Annotated in this window: 15 protein-coding genes; 10 read left to right on the top strand and 5 right to left on the bottom strand. The window is 73.1% G+C overall.

The features are described 5' to 3' along the window. Positions 1 to 15 precede the first annotated feature (15 nt). The 8 genes from AB0J21_RS23970 to AB0J21_RS23935 all read left to right on the top strand — a co-directional run bounded on the left by AB0J21_RS23970 (position 16) and on the right by AB0J21_RS23935 (position 9,521). The gene (locus tag AB0J21_RS23970; RefSeq protein ID WP_363148127.1) at positions 16 to 555 is read left to right on the top strand and encodes an arginine repressor; all 540 of its coding nucleotides are present in this window, start codon (positions 16 to 18) and stop codon (positions 553 to 555) included. 155 nt (positions 556 to 710) lie between these two features. After that, a complete protein-coding gene (locus AB0J21_RS23965; protein WP_363148126.1) occupies positions 711 to 1,523 on the top strand; it encodes a restriction endonuclease in 813 nt (270 codons plus the stop codon). A gap of 98 nt (positions 1,524 to 1,621) precedes the next feature. After that, complete coding sequence (locus AB0J21_RS23960; RefSeq protein ID WP_363148125.1) at positions 1,622 to 2,926, top strand: ROK family protein; 1,305 nt, start codon at positions 1,622 to 1,624, stop codon at positions 2,924 to 2,926. Then, positions 2,923 to 3,774 (top strand): ABC transporter permease, encoded by an 852-nt coding sequence (locus AB0J21_RS23955; protein ID WP_363148124.1) that lies wholly within the window; start codon positions 2,923 to 2,925, stop codon positions 3,772 to 3,774. The genes AB0J21_RS23960 and AB0J21_RS23955 overlap by 4 nt, the downstream gene beginning before the upstream one ends. Continuing rightward, a complete protein-coding gene (locus AB0J21_RS23950; protein WP_363148123.1) occupies positions 3,771 to 4,550 on the top strand; it encodes an ABC transporter ATP-binding protein in 780 nt (259 codons plus the stop codon). Before AB0J21_RS23955 ends, AB0J21_RS23950 begins: the two co-directional genes overlap by 4 nt. Before the next feature lie 50 nt (positions 4,551 to 4,600). Further along, positions 4,601 to 5,611, top strand: a complete 1,011-nt coding sequence (locus tag AB0J21_RS23945) for an aliphatic sulfonate ABC transporter substrate-binding protein (RefSeq protein WP_363148122.1) — start codon at positions 4,601 to 4,603, stop codon at positions 5,609 to 5,611. A gap of 71 nt (positions 5,612 to 5,682) precedes the next feature. Beyond that, on the top strand, positions 5,683 to 7,161 hold the full coding sequence (locus AB0J21_RS23940) for a sulfatase-like hydrolase/transferase (RefSeq protein WP_363148191.1): 1,479 nt from the start codon (positions 5,683 to 5,685) through the stop codon (positions 7,159 to 7,161). Continuing rightward, positions 7,158 to 9,521, top strand: a complete 2,364-nt coding sequence (locus tag AB0J21_RS23935; RefSeq protein ID WP_363148121.1) for a family 43 glycosylhydrolase — start codon at positions 7,158 to 7,160, stop codon at positions 9,519 to 9,521. The genes AB0J21_RS23940 and AB0J21_RS23935 overlap by 4 nt, the downstream gene beginning before the upstream one ends. Here AB0J21_RS23935 and AB0J21_RS23930 read toward each other — a convergent pair. After that, entirely contained in the window at positions 9,506 to 10,357 is an 852-nt protein-coding gene (locus AB0J21_RS23930; RefSeq protein WP_363148190.1) for a formylglycine-generating enzyme family protein, read from the bottom strand. The genes AB0J21_RS23935 and AB0J21_RS23930 overlap by 16 nt on opposite strands. A 579-nt stretch (positions 10,358 to 10,936) precedes the next feature. Here AB0J21_RS23930 and AB0J21_RS23925 point away from each other — a divergent pair. Next, positions 10,937 to 11,716, top strand: a complete 780-nt coding sequence (locus tag AB0J21_RS23925) for an alpha/beta fold hydrolase (RefSeq protein ID WP_363148120.1) — start codon at positions 10,937 to 10,939, stop codon at positions 11,714 to 11,716. Between the two features lie 8 nt (positions 11,717 to 11,724). Here the strand turns inward: AB0J21_RS23925 and AB0J21_RS23920 are convergent, their stop codons facing one another. Further along, entirely contained in the window at positions 11,725 to 12,306 is a 582-nt protein-coding gene (locus tag AB0J21_RS23920; protein ID WP_363148119.1) for a GNAT family protein, read from the bottom strand. A 91-nt stretch (positions 12,307 to 12,397) separates the two neighbouring features. After that, positions 12,398 to 13,012 (bottom strand): TetR/AcrR family transcriptional regulator, encoded by a 615-nt coding sequence (locus AB0J21_RS23915; protein ID WP_363148118.1) that lies wholly within the window; start codon positions 13,010 to 13,012, stop codon positions 12,398 to 12,400. Positions 13,013 to 13,106: 94 nt separating this feature from the next. On the opposite strand from AB0J21_RS23915, the gene AB0J21_RS23910 reads away from it, so the two are divergent. Next, positions 13,107 to 13,553 (top strand): DUF1772 domain-containing protein, encoded by a 447-nt coding sequence (locus AB0J21_RS23910; RefSeq protein ID WP_363148117.1) that lies wholly within the window; start codon positions 13,107 to 13,109, stop codon positions 13,551 to 13,553. A 3-nt stretch (positions 13,554 to 13,556) separates the two neighbouring features. Here the strand turns inward: AB0J21_RS23910 and AB0J21_RS23905 are convergent, their stop codons facing one another. Continuing rightward, entirely contained in the window at positions 13,557 to 14,135 is a 579-nt protein-coding gene (locus tag AB0J21_RS23905) for a hypothetical protein (RefSeq protein ID WP_363148116.1), read from the bottom strand. Between the two features lie 58 nt (positions 14,136 to 14,193). Next, entirely contained in the window at positions 14,194 to 15,240 is a 1,047-nt protein-coding gene (locus tag AB0J21_RS23900; RefSeq protein WP_363148115.1) for a bile acid:sodium symporter family protein, read from the bottom strand. Positions 15,241 to 15,367 lie beyond the last annotated feature (127 nt).

The following is a 15,367-nucleotide window of genomic DNA, read 5'->3' as shown; positions in this document are numbered from 1 at the left end:
AATGGGGCGACGACGATGAGTCAGGCGCAGGACAACGAGCAGGTGGCCGGGCCCGCCGTGCCGCAGACCCGCACCGCCCGCCACCGCAGGATCGTGGACATCCTCAACCGGCAGCCGGTGCGCTCCCAGAGCATGCTGGCGAAACTGCTCGCCGACGACGGCCTGACGGTCACCCAGGCGACCCTCTCCCGCGACCTCGACGAGCTGAACGCGGTGAAGATCCGCAACGCCGAGGGAGACCTCATCTACGCGGTGCCCAGCGAGGGCGGCTTCCGCACCCCGCGCGCCCCGCTCGGCGAGTCGGCCAAGGAGGAGCGGATGCGCAGACTCTCCTCGGAGCTGCTGATCTCCGCCGAGGCCAGCGCCAACCTCGTCGTCCTGCGCACCCCTCCCGGCGCCGCCCAGTTCCTGGCCTCCGCCATCGACCAGGCGGAGTTGCAGGACATCCTCGGCACCATCGCCGGGGACGACACGCTGCTGCTCATCAGCCGCGAACCGGCCGGCGGGCAGGCGCTCGCCGACCACCTGCTGAGGCTCGCGCAGAAGGTGCACTGAGCCCCGGGCGAGCGGTGGCCGGCAGGCGCAGCCTCCCGTACCGCCGCCCCGCGCCCCGTCGCCACGGACCCGGACCCCGTTGATCATGATGCGCGCCCTTCGGGGCACACGTCCTGTGACGGGGTTCGTGGCGTTCTCGGGGAGGTCCAGTGGTGATGCGGGAGACGACGGGTGACGTCCGGCCGGCGGGACCGCTGCGCGGCCTGCTCGTGGCCCTCGGCCTGATCGGCGCCTTCGGCTGCGCCCTGGCCCTGCTCTTCGTCCGTTTCGCGCACTGGGCCGGAGCCCACCCCGTACCGGCCGTACTCCTCGCGGTACTGGCCCTGCCCGTCCTCTACGTCCTGCTGCGCGCGATGCCCAGGGCCCGGGAACTGCGCAGGGCGGCGCGCGCCGGAATGGCCCTGGCGGACGCCGAACAGGCCGAGGCCGAACGCGCCCTGGCGGTACGGGCACCGGCCGCACCCGGGCGAAAGGTCCCGGGGGCGCGCGACACCGCGACCGTCCCGCCGCCCCCCGAGGACGCCGCCCAGGACGGCCTGACCGCCGTACTCCCGCCGCCCGCCCCCGACTTCACCGCCCTCGACCCCGACACCTTCGAGGCGGCCGTGGCGGCGCTGTGCGAACGGGACGGCTGCCGCGACGTCGAGGTCGTGGGCGGCGCGGGCGACCTCGGCGCCGACGTCCTCGCCACCGCCCCGGACGGACGCCGCGTCGTCGTCCAGTGCAAGTACTACGGCGAGGGGAACAAGGTCGGCTCCCAGGACCTCCAGCGCTTCGGCGGCACCTGCTGGAGCGTCCACGGCGCGCAGCTCGCCGCCGTCGTGACGACCAGTGAGTTCACCGCCCCGGCCGAGGAGTACGCCGAGTCCTGCGGCATACGGTGCGTGGACGGCACGGCGCTGGCCGCGTGGGCCGAGGGCTCGGGGCCCGCCCCGTGGGGCCCGGCGAGGGTGCCGGAGCAGCGATAACCTGCCTCCGCGGGGTGCCGCATGGCGGCTTTGTGGCGCCGTGTTGCGGCAACAAGAACATTTTTCCGGGACGTTGACTAAAAAATCTGTCAGTCCTCATGCTGGCTCCCATGCACCTCCAAGACGGCCCCCTGACCCGGCTGCGGCGCGGGCACGAGGAACTGGTCCTCGGCCTGCTGCGCCGGCACGGACCGCAGAGCCGCGCCGAACTCGGCCACCGGGCCGGGCTGTCGCGCACCACCCTGCACGACATCGTGGCCACCCTCGTCTCCAGCGGCGCCGTGGTGGGGGAGCCCGCCAGCCCGGCCCCGCGCAAACGGGGCCGTCCCGTGGAGCGGCTGCGGCTCAACCCGGCCACCGGACAGGCCGTGGGCATCGACTTCGCGCGGCGCGCGGTCCACGTGGCGGTCGCCAACGTCGCCCACGAGATCATCGGGACGGCGGGGGCCGAGCACGCCCCCCGACTGCCCTGGCCTCGGCGGGTGGCGCTGGCCGAGCGGCTCGTCGGCTCGATCGACGCCGGATCGCTGCGGCTGTCCGCCCTGGGGGTGGTCGGTGCCATCGGCGTGGGCCTGGTCGGCCCCGTCCCCGTCGCGGACCCCGACCCGGACGTGTCCGCCGCCGAGCCCCGGTTCCGCGAGCACGAGGAACCCGTACGCCTGCTCGCCGAACGCTTCGGCGCCCCCGTCCTGGCCGACAACAACACGCGGCTGGCCGCGCTCGCGGAGGCCACCTGGGGCGCGGCGGTGGGCAGCGCCGACACGCTGTACCTGCGGCTGTCGCACGGGGTCGGCGGCGGCCTGCTGCTGGGCGGGGCCCTGCACCGCGGTCTCGGCGGCCTCTCGGGCGAGTTCGGGCACATCACCGTCGAGGAGGACGGGCGGCCCTGCGGCTGCGGAGGCGCCGGCTGCCTGGAGACGGTCGCCTCGGTCGGCGCCGTCCTGGACGCGTACCGGGAACACGGCGGGACGGCCGAAGGGCTCGGTGAGCTGATCGCGGCCGTGCGCCGCGGCGATCCCCGGGCCCTGGCCGTGCTCGAACGCGCCGGGCGGCTCACCGGGCAGGTCCTCGCCTCCGTGTGCAACGCCGTCGGACCGGGAACCGTCGTCCTCGGCGGTGAACTCCTCGCGGCCGAGGAGGCGTTGACCGGACCGCTGCGAAGCGCCCTGGACCGGCACCTGCTGCCCGCCGCCCGCAGCCGGGTGCGGGTGGTCGGCGCGGCACTCGGGGAGCGCGGCGGGGCCCTCGGCGGGATCGCCCTCGCCCTGCACTCCGCGCCCTCGCCCGCCGCCCCCCTCCCGCCGCGGGCTCCGGCAGCGCCCGCCCCCGTACCCGTCCCGCCGGACCGCGAGTCCGCCACCCGCACCGGCAGCCCCCTTCTGAGACCACCGGTGGACGCATGAGCCTCTCCAAGGCGCCGCAGGACGCCTCCTCCCCGCCCCCTCCCGTACCCGCGCCTCCCGAGCGCGCGGCGGAACAAGCCCCCGCGCCCGGGCGGCGCGGCCCCCGGATACCCGGTCCCGTCCTCAACCTCCTCGCCCTGGCCCTCGGCCTCGGCCTGTGGGCGCTGGCGGCGGCCCTCGACGTCCAGGGGCTGCCCGGGCCCGTCTCCGTCGCCCGCAAGGGCGGGGAGCTGGCGGCGGACGGGACCCTCGCCGACGACGTCCTCGCGAGCCTGCGCCGGGTGGTGCTCGGCTTCGCCCTCGGCACCGTCGCCGCCGTACCCGTCGGTTTCCTGATGGGCTGGTACCCGGTGGCGCGCGGGCTGCTGGAACCGTACGTGCAGTTCTTCCGCACGATCCCGCCGCTCGCGCTGCTGCCGCTGGTCATCGTGGTGTTCGGCATCGGCGAGGTCCCGAAGGTCTTCGTGATCTTCCTGGCCGCCTTCCTGTCGAGCGTCCTCGCCGCCTTCCAGGGCGTGGTCTCGGTGGAACGGACCCTGCTCGACGCGGCGCGGGTCCTGGGCGCCCGCGACCGGCAGATCTTCCTGCGCGTCGTGGTGCCCGCCTCCGCGCCCTTCCTCATGGTCGGCATGCGCATCGGGCTCGGGGCGTCCTGGTCGACCCTCGTGGCCGCCGAACTCCTCAACGCGCCGGCCGGGCTCGGCTACCTGATGCAGCACGCGCAGCTCTTCTACGACCTCCCCTCCATCTTCGTCGGGCTCATCAGCATCGGTGTGCTCGGTCTGCTCATGGACCGGCTGCTGCTGATCGCCGAACGACGCGTCACCCGCTGGCAGGAGCGCCGATGACCGCCAAGATCTCCTTCCGCGAGGCCGGCCGGACCTTCCCCCTCAAGGACGGCGTCCTCACCGCACTCGACCGCGTGTCGCTGGACATCGCCGACGAGGAGTTCGTCACCGTCGTCGGCCCCTCCGGCTGCGGGAAGTCCACCCTGCTCAACCTCGCGGCCGGGCTCACCCGGCCCACCTCGGGCGAGGTGCTGGTGGACGGACGACCGGTGACCGGACCGGGGCCCGAACGCGGCGTGATCTTCCAGCAGTACGCCCTCTTCCCCTGGCTCACCGTGCGCGGCAACGTCGAGTTCGGGCTCAAACTCGCCTCCGTACCGGCCCGCGAACGCCACGAACGCGCCGAACGGGCCATCGCGCTCGTGGGCCTCGGCGACTTCGCGGACGCCCTGCCCAAGACCCTCTCCGGCGGGATGAAGCAGCGCTGCGCCATCGCCCGCGCCTACGCCGTCGACCCCCAGGTCCTGCTCATGGACGAGCCGTTCGGGGCGCTCGACGCCCTCACCCGGGTCCAGCTCCAGGACCGGCTGCTCGCCACCTGGAGCGAACAGCGCCGCACCGTCCTGTTCATCACCCACGACGTCGACGAGGCCGTCTACCTCGCCCGGCGCGTCGTCGTGATGGCCGCGCGGCCCGGCCGCGTCGACCGGATCGTCGACGTCGACCTGCCCTACCCGCGCACCGAGGAGATCCGGCTCTCACCGGAGTTCGCCCGGATCCGCAACGAGGTGTGGCACGCCGTGTACCACCAGCCGACGGCCACCACCCCCGCCTGAACCCACCGCACCGCATCCGCACCAGCCCCTCCCCGTCACGAAGGACCGCCATGCGTTCATCCCGGCCTGCCCTGAAGGCCCTCGCCCTCGCCCCCGTGCTCGCGCTGACCCTCGGCCTGAGCGCGTGCTCCGGCGACTCCGGCTCCGGCTCCGGAGGAGGGGACGGCAAGGGCACGCAGAAGGTCCGCTTCGGCTACATCGGCGACTACAACGGCGCGAGCCTCCTCGCCATCGCCGACGAACGCGGGCTGTGGAAGAAGCAGGGCCTGTCCGCCGACTACAAGAACTTCACCAACGGCCCCGTGCAGATCCAGGCCCTGGGCACCCACGATCTCGACTTCGGGTACATCGGCCCCGGCGCCGTCTGGCTCCCGGCCTCGGGCAAGGCCCGCATCGTCGCCGTGGACACCCTGACCTACGCCGACCGCGTCATCGCCCGTCCCGGCATCGACTCCGTCAAGGACCTCAAGGGCAAGAAGGTCGGCGTCCCCGAGGGCACCTCCGGCGAGATGGTGCTCAACCTCGCGCTCCAGAAGGCCGGACTGAGCGAGAAGGACATCCAGAAGGTGCCGCTCGACGCGACGGCCCTCGTCTCGGCCTTCGTCGCCGGGAAGATCGACGCCGCCGGCTTCTGGTACCCGGCCATCGACACCATCAAGGCGAAGAAGCCCGACACCAGGGAACTCGCGAGCACCGAGCAGTTCACCGACCGGGCCTTCCCCACGGCCTTCGTCGCCGGCACCTCCGTCAAGCCCGCACTGCGCGAGAAGGTCGTCAAGGTACTCCAGGAGGCCAACGACTACCGCTTCACGCACCCCGAGGAGTCCGTCGCCTCGGCCGCGAAGCTGCTCAAGGTCGACGCCTCCCAGGTCGAGAAGGACGCCTCGCACGTCAAGACGCTGTCCACCAAGGACCTCGTCGCCAAGACCGGGGACGGCACCGTCGCGGGCTGGTTCAAGGGACTGGAGGACTTCTTCGTCTCCACCGGCCAGCTCCCCGCCGCGAAGGACCCCGAGGAGTTCTACGACGGCGACCTCTACACCAAGGCCCACACCCGGTGACCCCGCCTCCCCCCGGCCCGGGCCCGCTGACCGGGCAGAACCCCGACACGAAGGCCGCAGGCACGCCCCCGGTGAACCTCCTGTTCCTCATGACCGACCAGCACCGCGTCGACACCCTGGGCGCCTACGGCAACCCGCACGTCGCGACCCCGCACCTCGACCGGCTGGCCGCCACCGGCACCCGCTTCGAGCGCTTCTACACCCCCACCGCGATCTGCACCCCGGCCCGCGCGAGCCTGCTCACCGGCCAGGCCCCCTTCCGCCACCGCCTGCTCGCCAACTACGAGCGCAACGTCGGCTACCTGGAGGACCTGCGCGACGACGCCTTCACCTTCTCCTCGGCCCTCGCCGCCCGCGACTACCAGCTCGGCCTGATCGGCAAATGGCACGGCGGCACCCACCGCAACGCGGCCTCCTACGGCTTCGAGGGGCCCGACCTGCCGGGCTGGCACAACCCCGTCGACCACCCCGACTACCTCGCCTACCTGGAGGACAACGGGCTGCCCCCGTACCGCATCTCGGAGCCCGTGCGCGGCACCCTGCCCAACGGCAACCCGGGCAACCTGATGGCGGCCCGGCTGCACCAGCCCGTCGAGGCCACCTTCGAGTACTACCTCGCCACGCGCGCCATCGAACACCTGGAGCGGTACGCGGCCGACGGGCGGCCCTTCTTCCTCGCCACCCACTTCTTCGGCCCGCACCTGCCCTACCTGCTGCCCGAGGAGTACTACGACCTGTACGACCCGGCGCTCGTCGAACTGCCCGCCTCGACCGCCGAGACCTTCGCCGGCAAACCGCCCGTGCAGCACAACTACAGCGCGCACTGGGCGTACGACACGATGCCCGCCGAGGTCTCCCGCAAGCTCATCGCCGTGTACTGGGGGTACGTCACCCTCATCGACGAGCAGATCGGCCGCATCCTCACCCGGCTCGACGAACTCGGCCTTCAGGACACCACCTCCGTCTTCTTCACCGCCGACCACGGCGAGTTCACCGGCGCCCACCGGCTGCACGACAAGGGCCCCGCGATGTACGAGGACATCTACCGCATCCCCGGCATCATCCGCGTCCCCGGCGCCCCGCCGCAGGTGCGCGAGGAACTCGTCAACCTCACCGACTGCACGGCGACCCTGCTGGAACTCGCCGGCTGCGACCCCTCCCCGGCCGTCGACAGCCGCAGCCTGCTCGGCCTCGTACGCGGCGAACAGCCCGACTGGCCCACGGAGATCCTCGCCGAGTACCACGGGCACCACTTCCCGTACCCGCAGCGCATGATCCGCGACGAACGCCACAAACTCGTCGTCAACCCCGAGTCGGTCAACGAGCTGTACGACCTCCTCGCCGACCCCGACGAACTTCACAACCGCTACGAACACCCGGAGTTCGCCGAGACCCGGCGCAGGCTCACCACCCGCCTGTACACGCTGCTGCGCGAACGCGGCGACAACTTCCACCACTGGATGGCCTCGATGTACGACATCGGGGACCTCGATCTCGATCTGACCCTCAGCAGTTTCGAGAAGGAACCCGCGAACCGGGAGAGCCCATGAGACGTACGACCGCCGGGCGCACCGCCCGCTGGACCACCGTGCTCACCGCCCTGCTCTGCCTGTTGACGGCCGGACCACCACAGGCGTTCGCCGCCCCCGCGCCCGGCGCCCGGCCCGGTCAGGCCGCCGCCACGTACACCAATCCCGTCACGGCCGGCACCGTCGACACCTTCCCCGACCCCACCACCATCCGCGCCAAGGACGGCTACTGGTACGCCTACGGCACCCAGAACCCCGTCTTCCAGTCCGCGGGCGAGGACGGGGAACGCATCCTGCCCATCCTGCGCTCCTTTGACCTGACCCACTGGACGTACGCGGGTGAGGTGTTCACCCCGCAGACCCGCCCCGCATGGAACAAGGGCTCACGGCTGTGGGCCCCCGACATCCGCTACGCCTTCGGCCAGTACTACCTGTACTACTCCGTGCCCGGCGCGGGGAACATCGGGCTGGTCACGGCGCCCACCCCGACCGGGCCGTGGACCGACCGGGGCCCCGTCCTGCCCGCGAACAGCGGCTGCCCCTCCGGCTCCATCGACCAGGCCCAGTTCACCGACTCCGACGGCACCCCCTACCTCTACTGGGGCAGCTACGACACGCTGTGCGTGGCCCGGCTGAACGCCGACCGCACCCGCACCGAGGGCACCGTCACCCAGATCGCGCGCGGCCGCCGCATGGAGGGCGGCTTCGTCGTACGGCACGAGGACTACTACTACCTGTTCTACTCCGACGCGGGCTGCTGCGACGGCGCCTACAGCGGCTACCAGGTCAAGGCCGGCCGCTCCACCCGCCCCACCGGACCCTTCACCGACGACGAGGGCACCGACCTGATGGCCCTCACCAGCAAGGCCGGCCGGGTGGTCGGCGCGAACGGCGACCGCTGGATCGGCCCCGGGCACAACGCCGTCCAGACCGACCTGTCCGGCCAGGACTGGCTCGTCTACCACGGCATCCCCGCTGAGGCCCCCGACCTCGCGCCCGCCTCCGGGGGCAGCCTGAAACTCACCCGCAGGCCCATGCTCGTCGACCGGCTCGACTGGATCGACGGCTGGCCCGTCGTCCGCGCGGGCGCCGGCCCCTCCGACACCCCGCAACAGGCCCCGGTGACCACCTGGACGGCCGGGGGCGCCTTCACCGCGGACGGGCTGGACGGCTGGAGCGCGCAGGGCGCGGGCACCGGCGGCTGGTCCCGCGCCACCGAACAGGACGCCGGGGGATACGTCACCCACACCGGCTCCGGTACCGCGCCCGCCTACCTCGTCACCACCGCGAAGGCCCCCGCCGCGCTGCGCGCCGAGGCCGAACTGCGGGTGCGCGCGCCCGGCGGGGCGGCCGGGCTGACCCTCGCCCACCAGAACCCGGACAACCAGGTCACCGTACGGCTCGACCGGGCCCGCGGCGCCCTCGTCACCGACGTACGGGTACGCGGCACCAGCAGCGGCGAGCAGGTCTCCGCGCTGCCCTCCGGCTTCTCGTGGGACACCTGGCACAACGTCGCCGCCGAGGTGCGCGGCACCCGGCTGACCGTCGAGGTCACCAGCGACCGGCTCGGCGACCCGGTGGGCCGCCAGACCCGCACCCTGCCGGCCGCCGCCGTACGCGAAGGAGCCGTCGGAGTGCTCGCGCGCGGCCCCGGCGCCGAGGCCGACAACGTGGGCGCCACCGCCCTGTACCAGCCGGTCACCCGGCGCGTGGACCAGCCGAAGACCGGGCCCCTGCTGCCCGCCTACAGCGACGAGTTCGGCTCCACGACCGTACCGGGCACCGCCGCCGGCTCCCCCTGGCAGTGGGTGCGCGGCGCCGCGCCCGGGGTGCGCGCCGACGGCACGGCCCTGACCTGGCCCACGCAGGACGCCGAGCTGTACCTCGGCGACAACACCGCCTCCGTCCTCACCCGGCCCGCCCCGGCCGGGGACTACACCGTCGAGACCAGACTCGGCTTCGCACCGGGACAGGCCTCCCAGCAGGCGGGACTCGTCCTCTACGAGAACGACGACCGCTGGTTCAAACTCGTGCACTCCGTCCTGCCGCTGGCCGGTGGCGACGGACAGCTCCTGCACGTCACCGAGTTCGGCAAGGAGGGGGAGCGGCCCACCACGACCCCGCCCACCCCGGTCGCCAACGCCCCCATGTTCGGCGGCCCGACCGCGGACACGCTGTGGCTGCGCCTGGCCCACCACCTCGACACCGCGCACCACGAGCACGAGGTGACCGCCTCGTCGAGCCGGGACGGCGTCCACTGGTCGCCGTCCGGCACCTGGACCCTGCCGGTGAAGGGGGACCTGAAGATCGGCCTCGTCTCCCTCAACCGGTCGGGAGCGACGGCCCGTTTCGACTACGTACGCACCTACGGCGCCGGCTGAGGACGGCGCCCCGGTTCACCCCTGGACTCCTCCACCGGTCCCGGCAGGTCCCGCGCACAGCGGAAGCCGCCGTGGCCGGTGGAGGAGTCCGCCGTGTTGTGGGACCGGGCCGCGACCCGGTAGCGGTTGCAGTACGAGGCGTGGCACAGGTACGAACCACCCCGGATCACCGGCTGCCCGGGCGCGAAGAGGTCGGCGCACCACTCCCACACGTTGCCCGACATGTTGAACAGCCCGTACCCGTTGGGCGGGTAGTCGGTGACCGGGACGGTGCCGGTACGGCCGCCCGGCCGCGCCGACCGGTGCGGGAACTCGCCCCGCCAGATGTTGCAGCGCTCCTCGCCGCCCGGCGTCAGCTCGTCCCCCCACGGGTACCGCGCCCCCACCAGGCCGCCGCGCGCCGCGTACTCCCACTCCGCCTCGGACGGCAGCCGCAGCCCCGCCCACGCGCAGTACGCGAGGGCGTCCCGGTGCGAGACGTGCACCACGGGATGCTCCGCACGCCCCACCAGATCGGACCCCGGCCCCTCGGGACGCTGCCAGCAGGCGCCCTCCACCCCGAGCCACCACGGGGCGGCGGGCACCGACCCGAGGACGTGGGCCTCGGCGCCCGCCGGGACGAGCAGGTGGAACACGAAGGAGTCGCCGATCCGTTCGGCGTCCGTGCGGTAGCCGGTCGCCTCCACGAAGGCGGCGAAGCGCGCGTTGGTGACAGCCGTCGTGTCGATCGCGAACGGCGCCACCGTCACGGGCCGTGCCATCCCCTCGCGGTCCGACCAGTACCCCTCCCCGAAGGCGTCCCCCATCAGGAAGGTGCCGCCGTCGAGCTTCGCCATGGTGTGCGGCGCGGGCCGCGCCGCCGCTCCGGGCGAGCCGCCCAGCGGAACGAACACCGGCCCGCCGCCCGCGCCTTCCCCGTCCTCGTGGCCCGTGTGCGGGTGCGGCCGCCCGGGAGCACAGCAGGAGCGCGGCTCCTCGGTCGCTTCGGTTTCTGCGGGGGAGTACGACGGGGGCATGGGGGCTCCGGACGGTTCACGCGCCGACGGACCGGTGGCACGCAGATGAGGCTTCGGGGTGGTTGCGCGGAGGGTGTCGTCCGCGCGTACGGACGAGGGGCCGCACCGGCAGGACGGCGCCGCGGACGTCAGCGGGACGCGGGCCGACGACACAGCCCGGCGGACTGCCGGCACAGGTCGACATGGCGACGGCGGGTCAGGCACGGCTGCGGATGCACCACCGCACTATCCCAGCGACGGCACCGGCGGGTCAACGAGAGGCCGGTGACGAGAGGGCCAGTGCGGCCTCGCTGCCCACGGGGGCCGCAGCGGCCGTCACCAGCTCCTGTGCTGCACTACTGCTGTGCCCACTGCCACCACGCCCACCACGCCCACGCGTCCACTGAGCCGGGAGCCGCGATGAACACCGTCGTCCGCAGAACCACACACCTCGCCGACGGCGAACAGCTCAGCCTGCTCACCGTGACACCGCGGGACGAGACCGAGGGGGCCCGCGGTGTCGTGCTCCTGCACGGCGCCGGCCACGGGGACAAGGAACGGGTCCTGCCGCTCGCCGAGGACTTCGCGGCGCACGGCCACCCCGCCCTCGCCCCGGACTTCTCCGGCCACGGAGGGAGCACGGGGGAGCTGCGCCACCTCAGCCTGAGACGGCGACGCGACCAGGCGGCGGCCGTCATCGACGAGGTCTTCGACGCCGAACGCCCCCTGATCCTGGTCGGGTTCAGCATGAGCGGCCAGACCGTCGCCGATCTGCTGGAACGGTACGGCAGCCGGGTCACCGCCCTCGTCCTGTGCGCGCCGGGCATCTACGGGGCGGCCGCCCAGGACGTCCCCTTCGGTGACGGGTTCACCGAGCTGATCCGGCGCCCGGAGAGCTGGCGCGACAGTCCCGCGCTCGCCGCCTACGCGCGCTTCGGCGGCCGCGCGCTGCTCGTCGTGCCCGAGCGGGACGCCGTCATCCCCGAGGGTGTGACCGAACTGCTGCACTCCGCGCTGGCCACCCGGGCGGACCTCTCCGTCCTCCGGCTCACGGGCGCCGGCCACCAGCTCGGACTCTGGCTGGCCGGCCACGCGCGGGACAGAGGGGACATCGTCGACGCCGTGTTCCGCCGCCGGCCGTCGACGCCCCCCGGCCGGACCGGGCACCCGGCCACCGCGGCGCCCGCGGCCGGCTCCTGATCTCCTCGTCAGAGCGCTGACTTGGCGGCGACCCTGGCCCGCAGTCGCTCCCGGAGGGCGGGCCACTCGTCCGCGAGCACGCTGTAGTACAGGGAGTCGCGGCGCGTGCCGTCCCGGCGCTTCATATGGCTGCGCAACCCCTCGTACACGAGGCCGAGCGCGCTCAGAGCGCGCTGCGAGCGCACGTTGAGCTCGTCGGTGCGCAGCGCGAGCCGGGCGAGCCGCAACGCGTCGAAGGCGTGGCCGAACAGCAGCAGCTTGGACTCGACGTTGTAGGGGCCGCCCCAGCAGGACCGGTCGAACCAGGTCGTGCCCGCCTCCGTGCGGCCCTCGTCGAGGTCGAGGTCGTACAGGCCGGTCGCGCCGATCACCGCGTCGTCGGACAGGCGCCGCACCGCGAAGGACCGCCGGGCCGGGTCCGCGAGCAGCCCGCTCAGCATCGTGCGGGTCTGCGCCACGGTCTCGGGGCGCGGCCGTGGCATCCAGCGCCACACCTCCGGGTCGGAGGCGGAGGGGAAGAGGGCTTCGGCGTGCTCGGTGGACAGCGGTACGAGACGGACCGTGCGACCGCGAAGGGCATCCTGGCTCACCGCGCCACAGTAGGGCCGACGCTCACCAGTCCGCCACGCGTGCGCATGGAGAGAGTCAACTCCGCTGTGCGCGACGGCGGATGAGTCCTGCTCAGTCGGTACCCTCCTCGGCGTCCACGGCAGGCTCCTGTGGTCGTGGCGCGAAGCGGTCGGCCAGCAGGGTCAGGCGGTCGGCGGCCGCTTCGGCGGGCAGCCGCCCGGCCCGGGTGAGGGTCACCAGTCCGTGCAGCGCGGCCCAGAACGTCTCGACCACCAGCCCGGTCCCGTCGGACCCCGGGTAGCCGGTGAACGGTTCCCCGAGGGCCGCGAAGGCCTCGCGCAACGCGGCCGGGGTGTCCTCCTCGGCGTAACGGAGGCCGTTGTCGAGGAGGAAGAGCGCGTCGTACAGGGCCGGGTTGCGTTCGGCGAAGTCGACGTAGGCGCGGGCCACCGCGCCGACCGCCGCGTGGCCGGTGAGCCCTCCCGCCACCGCGGCGCGCAGGGCGGCCGCCAGTTCGGCCGAGCCCTCCACGGCGACCGCGCCGACGATCTCCCTCTTGCCCCGGAAATGGCTGTACAGCACGGGCTGGCTGTACTCGATCTGCTCGGCGAGCCGGCGCGTGGTCACGGCGCCCCAGCCCTGGGACTCGGCGAGTTCGCGGGCTGTGCGGACGATCAGCCGATGGCGGTCGGCCCGCTCGCGTTCCTTGCGTTCATGTACGGACATGCAGAGATTCTAGCACCGCTAGACAAAGGAGCGCTGGCATGTCTAGCATCGCATCACTGTCTAGCGCCGCTAGATAACGCCCTTGGGAGGGGACATGCAGGACATACTTGCCGTCGTCACGATCGTCGTCGTCGGCGTGATGGTGGGCGTGGAGTTCGCGGTGGCGGTGTTCGTCAACCCGATCCTCGACCGGCTCCCGGACAACGGCGGACTGAACGCCCGCAGCGACGGGGCGCGGATCCTCGGCCGCGCCATGCCGGTCTGGTACTTCTCCTCGCTCGTGCTCGGCGCCGTGTGGGCCGCTCTGGCCTGGGGCGAGGACGGGGCCCCGTACGTCGTCGCCGGTGCCGCGCTGCTCGTGGCGAGCATCGTGCTGTCGGTCCTGCTGCTCGTGCCGACCAACACGCGTTCCGCGCGGTGGTCGGTCGAGGGCCCGCCGGAGGACTGGCGGGAGCAGCTGGGCCGCTGGGACCGCTACCACTACCTTCGCGTCGGCGTCATCGTGCTCGCCTTCGCGTCCTTCGCCGTGGCCCTGGTGTAGCCGCTACCGCCACGGCCCGGGGCCGGCCTCCACGGCCGGCCCCGGGCGAGCCGTCCAGCCGGTGGTGTCGAGGACCTCGCGGGCGATGTCCTCGACGGAACGGCCGTCGGTCGCCACCCGCACCACCGACGACGGTGCCGCCGCCTCCAGGTGTTCGGCCATCGCCGTGCTGCGGGACACGTGGACGTCGAGCCCGCTGCCGATCTCACGGGCGCCGAGCCGCTGTCGTGCCGTCGCCTCCCCGGCGGTCAGCAGTACCGCGACGATCCGGGGACCGCCCCCCACGGCGCGGGCGATCATGTCGGGCTCCAGGACCGAGACGGTGTTGGTGTAGATCAGCCTGCGATAGCCCAGGGCGGCGTAGTTGCCCCAGAGCGCCGCGAGGTTCGTCTCCGTCATCCTCGTCCGGACGGGATCACCGGCCGGGGCGGGGAAGGCCTGGTCCAGGTTGTCGCCCTCGATCAGGCAGTGCGCGATCCGGGCCGCCCGGAGCTGGGCCGACACCTCGTAGCCCACCGTGGTCTTGCCGACACCGCAGCGGCCTCCGACGAGCAGCACCTCGTGCGGGACGGCGGTCTTCATGAGCGGTCTCCTCGCTTCGAGGGGGCTTGCCCCGGGGCCCCGGGCGCCTCCTGGCCCCTCAGACGGATTCCCCCGCGATCGCCACGTCACTCACGCCGCCCTCCGTCGCACCTTCGGTGCCCTCCTCGCGGCGCCGGGACCGGCGGGCCATGAACGCCGCCACCACGGCGCCGGAGATGTTGTGCCAGACCGAGAACACGGCGGCCGGCAGCGCGGCGAGCGGGCTGAAGTGGGCGGTGGCGAGAGAGGCGGCGAGGCCCGAGTTCTGCATACCGACCTCGAAGGCCATCGCGCGACTCGCGGGAGCGCCCAGGCCGGTGGCCTTGCCGGCGCCGTAACCCAGCGCGAGCCCGAGGCCGTTGTGCAGGACGACGGCGATCAGGACGGTGACGGCCGCGGACTTGATCGACGCGGCGCTCGCGGAGACCACGGCCGCCACGATCGCGGCGATCGCCACCGAGGACAGCCACGGCATGGCACCCAGCACCCGCTCCACCAGCCGGCCCGCCACGAGCCGTACGAGCAGCCCGCCGAGCACCGGCAGCAGCACCGTCTTGAGGATGTCGCCCATCATCGACCCGGCGTCCACCGAGAGGTACTCGCCCGCCAGCAGCAGTGTCAGCGGGGGCGTCACGAGCGGCGCGAGCACGGTCGAGACCGTGGCCACCGACACCGACAGGGCCACGTCGCCCCGCGCGAGGAAGGTCACCACATTGGAGGCCGTCCCGCTCGGCGCGCAGCCCACGAGAATCACCCCGGCCGCCAACTGCGGTGACAGCCCGAGGACATGGGCGATGATCCAGCCGAGCCCCGGCATGATCACGTAATGCGCGACCAGCCCGATCGCCACCGCCCACGGACGCCGCACGACACCCTGGAAGTCCAGCGGCGTCATCGTCAGCCCCATGCAGAACATGACCACGCCCAGCAGGTACGGCACGTTCGCCGACCACCCGTCGAAGGCGCCCGGCACCACGAGCCCGGCCGCACCCGCGAGCAGGACCAGGACCGGGAACACGGTGACGGCGCGCCTGGCCGCCTTGTCGCGTGCTCCTGAGGAGTCGGGCGTGGGCTGTGGGGAGGGGGGCGCGGATTCGGACTGCATGGCCACAAATGAACGCCGCCGTCTCATATTCACGCAAGCGCGTCTCATTATGTGGTCATTACATCGACCTTCTCGCGTCGGTCCGCCGCTCCGTGTCCCCCCTGGTCAGGCCGTGAACGGAAGGTCG

It is taken from the genome of Streptomyces sp. NPDC049954, from assembly GCF_040656295.1.
Classification (GTDB): Bacteria; Actinomycetota; Actinomycetes; order Streptomycetales; family Streptomycetaceae; genus Streptomyces.
Note: the sequence above shows the minus strand (reverse complement) of the source record. Positions and strands in the feature narration are given on the sequence as shown.